The following is a 7803-nucleotide window of genomic DNA, read 5'->3' as shown; positions in this document are numbered from 1 at the left end:
CGTCCCCTTAATCATATCATGCAGCTTCAGTTCAGCCTCTGATGTCTTATAACGCTCATAGATAAGAGCTGCATCGGGAACGAACATAGAAAGACGGGGATAGTCAAATCCTTCAGCTTCAATGAGCAGACCGTCATCGCCGTGCTCATCAAGCAGCATAATGCAGTGGTAGGCATTCTTGTCTTCGTACATAAGGTCTCTGGCAGCAGTTATCGCTTCATGCTCCTGATATGGGTTTGTTTTCAGCCTTTCAAAGTCTGAGTGAGGCAGGAATACCCATTTCTCAACCTCACAGCGTTTGGTGTTGTGGTCGGAAGCCTTATGCATAAGCTTACCGCTCATAAAGTAGTTATTCATATCTTTTCCTCCTGACATTATTATTCCATAGACAGCAGGCGTGATCTGCTTTCTATGTATCTGCCACAGGAGGCTCAAAAATCATCCACAGCGGCTTTTGCTGTCCCGGGTGGCATAGTTACCCGACCTGCCACTGATGCCATTGAAAACGGCTAAAAAATGATATGCGTTCTATCACTTGTTTTTTGAGGAGAATAAAAAAGGACTCGATTCCAGCGTTTTCACATTTCGTGAAAACCACTAAAACCGAGTCCGAAACTTTGTGTACTATTTTTAGCTGAAAAATCAGAGATTAGCCGGTATATCGACCTTTGAAGAGCTCCGAAACCACCTTTGTGGGGGTTCAACTCCCTAAAAAGCCTTAAAACACCCCAATGTCATCCCTCATTTTTTCAAGAAATTTTTCTGAATTCGGGCAGCAAAAAAGCCCGAATATTCGGGCTTTTTTGGGCATGTCATTCTTTTAGTCATGAACATATGGTGAGACATGAGGGATTTGAACCCTCGACCCTACGCTTAAAAGGCGTATGCTCTACCGACTGAGCTAATGTCTCAAAGCACATATAATTATAACACATATATACTTTTTTGTCAAGACGCAATCCTATTTTTGCTGGATTTTTTATTTTAGTCTTATTCGCAGCATTACATTTAGTGCATTTTGACGAAATTAAATACTTGTCTTGACATTTCACATAGAACGTGATAAAATAATATTGTTGTGAATGTGCTTGTAGCTCAGCTGGATAGAGTGACTGGCTACGAACCAGTAGGTCGGGGGTTCGAATCCCTCCAGGCACGCCATAAAGATGGAGCAATTTAGATCCGTCACCGAAAAAGTCCGATGTTTCGGGCTTTTTTTGTTGTCTGAAAACAGCGATTTTTAAGGTGGAGCAATAGATCCCAAACCCTAAAAACCAAAGGTGAACGCCCTAAAACAGGGATTTTGGAGCAGTTTTTGAAAAAGCAAAGCACGGAACTCCGAAGAACTCCGAAAATAGCCGAAAACCGAATATAGAATTTTCAACCGATTTCAAAGCCGATTTTGTTGGTTTCTCACAGAAGCCATACAAGGTCGGCTTTTTTGCATATATAGATACTTTTTACGAATGGAGGTCGATAGAACTGACACAAAACAAAAACAGCTATGATTCGCGGAATAATACTGACAGTATGCAAAAACAGTGCCGTGAAACTGCGCACGCCCGCTCGGCGCCATGGAAAAAAGCTCACGCCGCAGCAAAAAGCTGAATATAAGGCTGAGAAGCGTGAGGGAATGCAGATCTGAAGTGTCCCCCTAGAGTCGCACTGCGATGCCGATTAGATAATTTTTCGCTGAAAGCATTTCTTCTGTCGTATCACAGTTGATCTTGGCGAGTTTGGAAAATGCCTTTAACATGGTATCCTGATAGAGATCTTGCGCAGAGACCTCATTTCCGGTCAGATGTCGGCAGAAACCGAGGATCGCACTGCCGTGTGTTTTGAGTAAAGATTCGAATTGCGTGACTGTCACAAGCGTTCCTCCTCTCTGCCTTATATTGTCTTGAGAGCGAAAAAGGTTCCATATTTTTTATCCGTATTATAATCAGAGCCAATTTTTCTTTGATAATTATAACACGAATAGACTATATGTGCAATAATTATAGGGAAATATCCGTTGAAATAGAAAGACGGCTTAGAGGTTTTGCTTTCCGCTCTCTAAGCCGTCTCATATCATAGATTTATCATTATTCACTTACAATAAAGTATGCTTTTATTAATTGTGGCGCACGCCATAATGCTGATTTGAACCTCAGTGGAACGGAAAGTGAGTGTGCCATTAAGCTAAGGTTTACTGAACAGGATTATTTACGATACCCACAAACAGCGGCAGTCCTGTTTCGCTCATGATCTCAAAGATAAACGGTCTGTCCAGATTGAAGTCTACATGATCTTCAGGAGCGCCTGCACCTGCATAAGCCATGATCGTTAGAGAAGCTGCTTTACAGCCCTCCTCGTCAATGGTAACTCTTGTATCTTGCTCTGCTTGACTCAGAAAAACACGCTCTGTATCAGTCAACGGCGTAAAATTAGATTTTCCTGCATCGAAAATATCGGTAATACCAAGCGTATTCAGTCCGCCACGCAGGTCTATTTTGGAAGAAACATCAAATTTTGGAACAGCCATATTAACGGTTACATACTTGTTATTTGGATAGTCCCAATTGCTGAGCATAAGCTCTTTGACCTGTTCATCATTTAATAAATCGTTAGGTGAATAGCCCTCGTCAGGAAGTATCAGCTTCATGTGACCGTTATTTTCAAGCTGTAAGCTGACCGACGAGAAGTGTTCTCCCCAACAATATCCCATATCTCTCTCCGAGTTCATGAAGTCACATTCGACATCACCGACGACCGCATGAAATATGCCCTGTTCAGTATTTTCTGGCAAGAACTTATTATTCCATTTTCCACTATAATTTACAGTAGATGCAAGTGTCAGAAGCATTTCTGGATCTATCTTTATTTCAGATACATAATCTGTAAGCAAGCCATCGGTCTGAGAATTCAGCCAATCTTGCAGCATCTTATTGTAATCATCAGATACAGGATCACCAGTATACACAGATGAATAGTAAGTGTCAGCAAGTGTGTCTACCGTATCCTGCTTATAATCGGCGTTACTGTTCGTCCAAAGAGAATTGGCGAGGATACATTTAGCCATACCATCATCCATATAATTCGCCTGCCAGATAGATCTCGAATGAGAACGCAGAGTATCTATATCTTTCTGGTGCAGAACATCGAGTATCTGCTGTCTGCTGTTTCCGTCAGTTATCTCAGCCGACATACCAAGTGCCATATACAGGCTTAATGGAGAATATACAATGTTTTCACTCTCGGCTCCGGTTAGAAATGTGTTCGTTGTATCAGAAAAAAACTTGTCAAAGCCGTCTTTGTATCCTGCCGGTTGATTTCTTAATGCTTGTTTTGCATCGTTCCATTGTGTTACAGCATCTTGATCCATTTCATCAGGATACATAGGCATTTCGGGATAAGCAGCTAATGCAAGGCAGTAAACATTATTGTCTGCTATCATTCCGGAGGGGTTGCTCGACTGGCTCTCCAGCGGCTGAGATGACTGCTGTAATGGGCTATGCTCTCCGCTTTTCGGCAGTAGTACAACACACCCTATAATTACCGCCGCACATACTCCGCCCAATGCAGACCATTTCACAATATTGCTCTTTTTCTTTTTAGCAGTCAGTTCGGGAACGAGCTTTTCATCAGTATCGCCGATCACATCAAGAAGAATATCTTTATTTTTCATACGCCTACACCTTCCTTTTCTAAATAAGCTCTGAGTTTATCCCGTACACGCTGTAATATCATCTTTACAGCTCCCTCAGATATGTCATTCCGCTTTGCTATCTCAGCTACTGGCATCATGTACCAATATCGCAGGAGAAATATTTTTCTGTTTTTGTCGGGGAGACTGTGAAGAAAGCTGTCCATAAGCTCCTTTAGTGCGAGCCTGTCCTCAATGGGAGTTTTTTCACCGATACATTCTCCCAGTTCGTCAAGACATAATGTAACTTGTCCACTGCCATACTTTTGTGACCTATCCTTATGTAGGGGACTCTAAGCTCTTACATTGTAGCTTGAAAACAGAATAGCAGCAACAAGGATACGTTGATCCTGCGTCGGACTAAAATTCGGCAGCCAAAGAAACCATACGCTTGCGATAAATATGACGTTTCAAAATGCGGAGTAGCTCTCTGCACGGCGATGAAAGCAGGAATATAATGATACTTCCGTCCAGTCACAGACTCAAGCAATGAGGGCGGCTCTATGCGAACCATAGTGGGATGAGATTTCCATGAAGATCAATAAGCTGTTGATCGTTCTTGTTGTTCCGTGCGTGACGGGGACGAGGTCAAATATCACGCAAGACGTCTGAAATTAGAATCAGACGAAGGCTTAAGAGTTATATAAACTGCGCCCGGCGGAAATGCCGGGCGCAGATATAACGTAAATGCATAAGTACAATTATGCACTTACGTTATATTATTAGTTTCAGGATGGAGCGTGATAGATTGCAGAAAGAACTTAGTTGGGACAAGCTGAGAAAACGGCTTAAAACAGCTAAACTGAAATCAGAGCATAAGTGCAGAAAGTGTATATGGGCTGATACACGGTCGGGATACGTTTTCTGCACTCGGTATCAATGTGTAAAGGAGCAACGTGATGAAGAAATACGGTCAGGCTGACGTTATGTGCGTATTGGTACATATTTTTCTTGAACGTCAGGAGAATCTTACAGAAGATCAGAAAAAGGGAATCGAAAGCAGGAGCTTTGCGGAAATTACTGCGAACTATCCTTCTTCTGCAGATTGGGAATTGTGTGTATAGGATGAAAAATCGAATATTCCTCTTGACAAAAGTATATACTGTAGTATATACTATAAGAAGAGAGGAGCTGATGATTATGTTAACAGCTAAATTATTTACAAATGGGAGCAGTCAAGCAGTACGTTTGCCAAAGGAATTTCGTTTCAACGGAACAGAGGTGTATGTTCAAAAAGTCGGTTCTTCCGTAATGCTCGTTCCCAAGGACAAGGCATGGGAAACATTTATGGAGGGAATCAACGAGTTTTCTGACGATTACCTCGAAAAAGCTGAGGAGCGTCCTGCGAATATGCAATCACCCGAGGAACGTGAAAAACTATGAAATATATGCTTGATACGAATGTGTGTATTTATGCACAGAAGAAAAATGAGAATATTATTGCGAAAATAAAGGAGAATTTCGAGGAAGGTCTTGCTATTTCAGCAATAACTCTTGCCGAGCTTGAGTATGGGGTGAAGAATAGCAGTAATCCCGAGAAAAATACGGTTGCGCTATTAAAATTCCTTACTGTAGTTGAGGTGCTTCCGTTCGACGGCGAAGCTGCTGCGGAATATGGAGATATATGCGCAACTCTGAAACGAAATGGGACACCGATCGGTCCGATGGACACTTTGATTGCTGCACACGCAAAATCAGAGGGCTTGACGATTGTGACCCATAATGTACGGGAATTTGAGAGAGTCGCTGACCTGAAAATTGAAGATTGGTATTGAGTGCGTCATACTGGCGCACTTTTTTCTTTATGATTGGAGATGATACAATGATACGAATTATTATCGGAATGATTTTGGGCGGCTTCATTGGAGTATTCTCAATGTGCTTCTGCAACGTTGCTGCGCAGGCTGATAAAAAACAGTATTAGTCAGTTCTGCACAGTTTCAACTCCGAAAAATAGGTGGTTGTGGTGATTACCTTCGGGAGCAGAAAACGGTATAATGTGGCTGAGACAGGAGGTGGCAGCGATGCCGACAGTAACAGTTATACAGCCGAAAGTCGCAAATGATACACATCGCTTACTGCGTGTAGCTGCATATTGCAGAGTATCATCAAACAGCGACGATCAGCTCAATTCATATAACTCTCAGCTTGCATATTATAGCCACAAGTTTGAGGATTCCGAGACTGAAACGCTTATCGACATTTACGCTGATGAAGGAATTACAGGAACTTGCGAGAAAAAAAGGAGTGAGTTTCTTCGCCTTATAGATGATTGCAGAAAAGGAAAGATAGACCGAGTATACACGAAGTCTATCAGTCGCTTCGCTCGAAATACAAGGGACTGCCTTAAGAATATCCGTGAGCTGAAGTCTCTTGGTATTACTGTGATGTTTGAAAAAGAGAACATCGATACTGCGAATATAAACGATGAGCTTATGCTCACTATTATGGGAGGATTGGCGCAGGAGGAATCTGTTTCTATATCCAGAAATGTTAAGTGGAGTATGCAAAGAAGGATCAGAAAAGGGAACTATACTCCTAATAGCGCACCGTTTGGTTATACTATAAATGAAAAACGATTTGTGGTTAATGAAAAGGAAGCTAAAATTGTAAGAGATATTTTTGAATACTACATCAATGGACACGGTGTTCAAAGTACTGCTGATTACATTAATCAATTGTATAAAATAACACCTCCATTGGCATTTTCCAGCGTAAGATACATACTTGAAAACGAAAAGTATATTGGTGACTCTATTTATCAAAAAAGTTTTACAATAGACGCTATTGGGAAACAGCGTTGCATTAATAATGGCGAATTACCAAAGTATCACCTTGAAAAGACGCATGAGCCTATTGTTTCAAAAAGAGTATTTGATATAGCACAGTTATTAATTAAAAGCAAAAACGTTTATTACGTTAGAAAGAATAGCATTTTCAACATGATAATTCAATGTGGCTTATGTGGTAGTTACTATAAACTCAAGAAAAGCGTTGATGTTGACTACTGGGTGTGTCGGAAGCATGATATTCATTCAAAGGGCTGCCTTAGTAAGAGAATATCTGAAGAAAGCATAACGCCATTGCTAAGAATATGGGAGTTCCATACAGCGATAAAGTCGGCTGGAATAAGAACATGGTCAAGCGAGTGCTTGAAAACGAAAAGTATCTCGGCAACGAGACTTATCCGCAGCTTATAAGCGAGGACGTTTTCAGAGCTGTAAACGAGCGCAAGAGTGCTAAAGCAACTTCACTCTGCATAGTACCCGACGAATTACAGGAGGTCCGCAATCTCACAGTATGCAAGGAATGCGGCAAGCGGCTGTTCAGAACAAAAGCTGAATTATGGGACTGCAGAAACGGCAGTTGTCATCCATTTTTATTCAAAGTAACTGACGAAATGCTTACAGGTGCGATACTCAGTATTATGAATACTGTAATTGCAAATCCTGTGCTTATTGAAGCAAAGGCAACAGTAAGCGAGTATATCCCGACATCAGAAATTCTCTGTAAACAGGCTGAGATCAATCGTGCCATTGACAATGGTACTAAAACTGCTGAGGAAATAAGAAGCGACATTTTCAGACTCGCGGAGCTGAAATACAAAAACTGCACATACAGCGACATTTCACAGAAAACTGAGCTCTTAAAGTCGCTGCTCGCAGATAAAACTCAACTTAATACATTTGACACTGGCTTGCTGAGATCCTGCGTAAAGCGGATAACATTGAGCCATTCGTGCATTATTGAAGCTGAGTTTATCAATGATGTTGTGATCAGAAATGAAACAGAGAGTCCCACGGTAAAATGTCAATAGACAAAAAGTAGAAAAAACAGTGAGGAAACCGTATACTCTGCCTAAAAAGAGACAAAAAAGGCATCTCCTACTAAATCCCGCACCGAAAAAATTTTTCGGCGGGCTGGAGTTGCCGGATTAATATTCCTCCGGCGGGATATACAGGCGGTTAGTCTTCAGCAGTGTATAGACTAACCTGACCAACTTTCTGGCAGTGAGAGCGAGTGCGCGTTTATGATTGTGCTTGTTAGCCTCTTTGTATTTGAGAGCGTAGAAGCGCTTGAACTCCGGGTCGCATCTTCTCAGAGCGTTTGCAGCTTCG

9 protein-coding genes, 2 tRNA genes and 2 pseudogenes are annotated in these 7803 nt (G+C 41.6%); 7 read left to right on the top strand and 6 right to left on the bottom strand.

The features are described from left to right. Both BMX22_RS15570 and BMX22_RS15565 read right to left on the bottom strand, forming a co-directional pair. Positions 1 to 357, bottom strand: a 357-nt coding sequence (locus BMX22_RS15570) for a DUF6329 domain-containing protein (protein ID WP_318259790.1), incomplete at its 3' end; no start/stop codon positions are given. A 478-nt stretch (positions 358 to 835) separates the two neighbouring features. Beyond that, a tRNA-Lys gene (locus BMX22_RS15565) sits at positions 836 to 911 on the bottom strand. Between the two features lie 173 nt (positions 912 to 1084). On the opposite strand from BMX22_RS15565, the gene BMX22_RS15560 reads away from it, so the two are divergent. Beyond that, positions 1085 to 1161, top strand: a tRNA-Arg gene (locus BMX22_RS15560). Positions 1162 to 1654: 493 nt separating this feature from the next. On the opposite strand, the gene BMX22_RS15555 is transcribed toward BMX22_RS15560, so the two are convergent. The 3 genes and pseudogenes from BMX22_RS15555 to BMX22_RS17095 form a co-directional block, all read right to left on the bottom strand. Next, positions 1655 to 1870: an RNA polymerase sigma factor gene (locus tag BMX22_RS15555; protein ID WP_074743547.1), complete on the bottom strand. Its 216-nt coding sequence runs from the start codon at positions 1868 to 1870 to the stop codon at positions 1655 to 1657. A gap of 318 nt (positions 1871 to 2188) precedes the next feature. Then, entirely contained in the window at positions 2189 to 3667 is a 1479-nt protein-coding gene (locus BMX22_RS15550; RefSeq protein ID WP_074743546.1) for a serpin family protein, read from the bottom strand. After that, a pseudogene (locus BMX22_RS17095) lies at positions 3664 to 3954 on the bottom strand (RNA polymerase sigma factor); the annotation flags it as partial. The gene BMX22_RS15550 and the pseudogene BMX22_RS17095, both read right to left, overlap by 4 nt. 630 nt (positions 3955 to 4584) lie before the next feature. On the opposite strand from BMX22_RS17095, the gene BMX22_RS16680 reads away from it, so the two are divergent. The 6 genes from BMX22_RS16680 (at position 4585) to BMX22_RS15520 (ending at position 7502) form a co-directional block, all read left to right on the top strand. Beyond that, positions 4585 to 4749 (top strand): hypothetical protein, encoded by a 165-nt coding sequence (locus BMX22_RS16680; RefSeq protein WP_177173056.1) that lies wholly within the window; start codon positions 4585 to 4587, stop codon positions 4747 to 4749. A 76-nt stretch (positions 4750 to 4825) separates the two neighbouring features. Further along, the gene (vapB, locus tag BMX22_RS15540) at positions 4826 to 5068 is read left to right on the top strand and encodes a type II toxin-antitoxin system antitoxin VapB (protein ID WP_074743544.1); all 243 of its coding nucleotides are present in this window, start codon (positions 4826 to 4828) and stop codon (positions 5066 to 5068) included. Further along, positions 5065 to 5460 (top strand): type II toxin-antitoxin system tRNA(fMet)-specific endonuclease VapC, encoded by a 396-nt coding sequence (gene vapC / locus BMX22_RS15535; RefSeq protein ID WP_074743543.1) that lies wholly within the window; start codon positions 5065 to 5067, stop codon positions 5458 to 5460. The genes vapB and vapC overlap by 4 nt, the downstream gene beginning before the upstream one ends. Positions 5461 to 5489: 29 nt before the next feature. Continuing rightward, the gene (locus BMX22_RS15530; RefSeq protein WP_318259789.1) at positions 5490 to 5609 is read left to right on the top strand and encodes a DUF3789 domain-containing protein; all 120 of its coding nucleotides are present in this window, start codon (positions 5490 to 5492) and stop codon (positions 5607 to 5609) included. Positions 5610 to 5709: 100 nt separating this feature from the next. Continuing rightward, positions 5710 to 6885, top strand: coding sequence for a recombinase family protein (locus BMX22_RS15525; protein ID WP_074743541.1), 1176 nt, complete (start codon positions 5710 to 5712; stop codon positions 6883 to 6885). Next, positions 6822 to 7502: a hypothetical protein gene (locus tag BMX22_RS15520; protein WP_074743539.1), complete on the top strand. Its 681-nt coding sequence runs from the start codon at positions 6822 to 6824 to the stop codon at positions 7500 to 7502. Before BMX22_RS15525 ends, BMX22_RS15520 begins: the two co-directional genes overlap by 64 nt. Positions 7503 to 7619: 117 nt before the next feature. Here BMX22_RS15520 and BMX22_RS15515 read toward each other — a convergent pair. Beyond that, a pseudogene (locus BMX22_RS15515) lies at positions 7620 to 7803 on the bottom strand (IS110 family transposase); the annotation flags it as partial.

Origin of the sequence: Ruminococcus sp. YRD2003 (assembly GCA_900109435.1) — a bacterium.
In the GTDB taxonomy this organism is placed as follows: domain Bacteria; phylum Bacillota; class Clostridia; order Oscillospirales; family Ruminococcaceae; genus Ruminococcus; species Ruminococcus flavefaciens_G.
This window is presented reverse-complemented; position numbering and strand designations above follow the sequence as displayed.

What these genes read in the sequence shown, in the direction of transcription:
- BMX22_RS15550 (WP_074743546.1), bottom strand. Translation starts at nt 3,667, where the DNA reads ATGAAAAATAAAGATATTCTTCTTGATGTGATCGGCGATACTGATGAA.
- BMX22_RS16680 (WP_177173056.1), top strand. Translation starts at nt 4,585, where the DNA reads ATGAAGAAATACGGTCAGGCTGACGTTATGTGCGTATTGGTACATATT.
- vapB (WP_074743544.1), top strand. Translation starts at nt 4,826, where the DNA reads ATGTTAACAGCTAAATTATTTACAAATGGGAGCAGTCAAGCAGTACGT.
- vapC (WP_074743543.1), top strand. Translation starts at nt 5,065, where the DNA reads ATGAAATATATGCTTGATACGAATGTGTGTATTTATGCACAGAAGAAA.
- BMX22_RS15530 (WP_318259789.1), top strand. Translation starts at nt 5,490, where the DNA reads ATGATTGGAGATGATACAATGATACGAATTATTATCGGAATGATTTTG.
- BMX22_RS15525 (WP_074743541.1), top strand. Translation starts at nt 5,710, where the DNA reads ATGCCGACAGTAACAGTTATACAGCCGAAAGTCGCAAATGATACACAT.
- BMX22_RS15520 (WP_074743539.1), top strand. Translation starts at nt 6,822, where the DNA reads ATGGTCAAGCGAGTGCTTGAAAACGAAAAGTATCTCGGCAACGAGACT.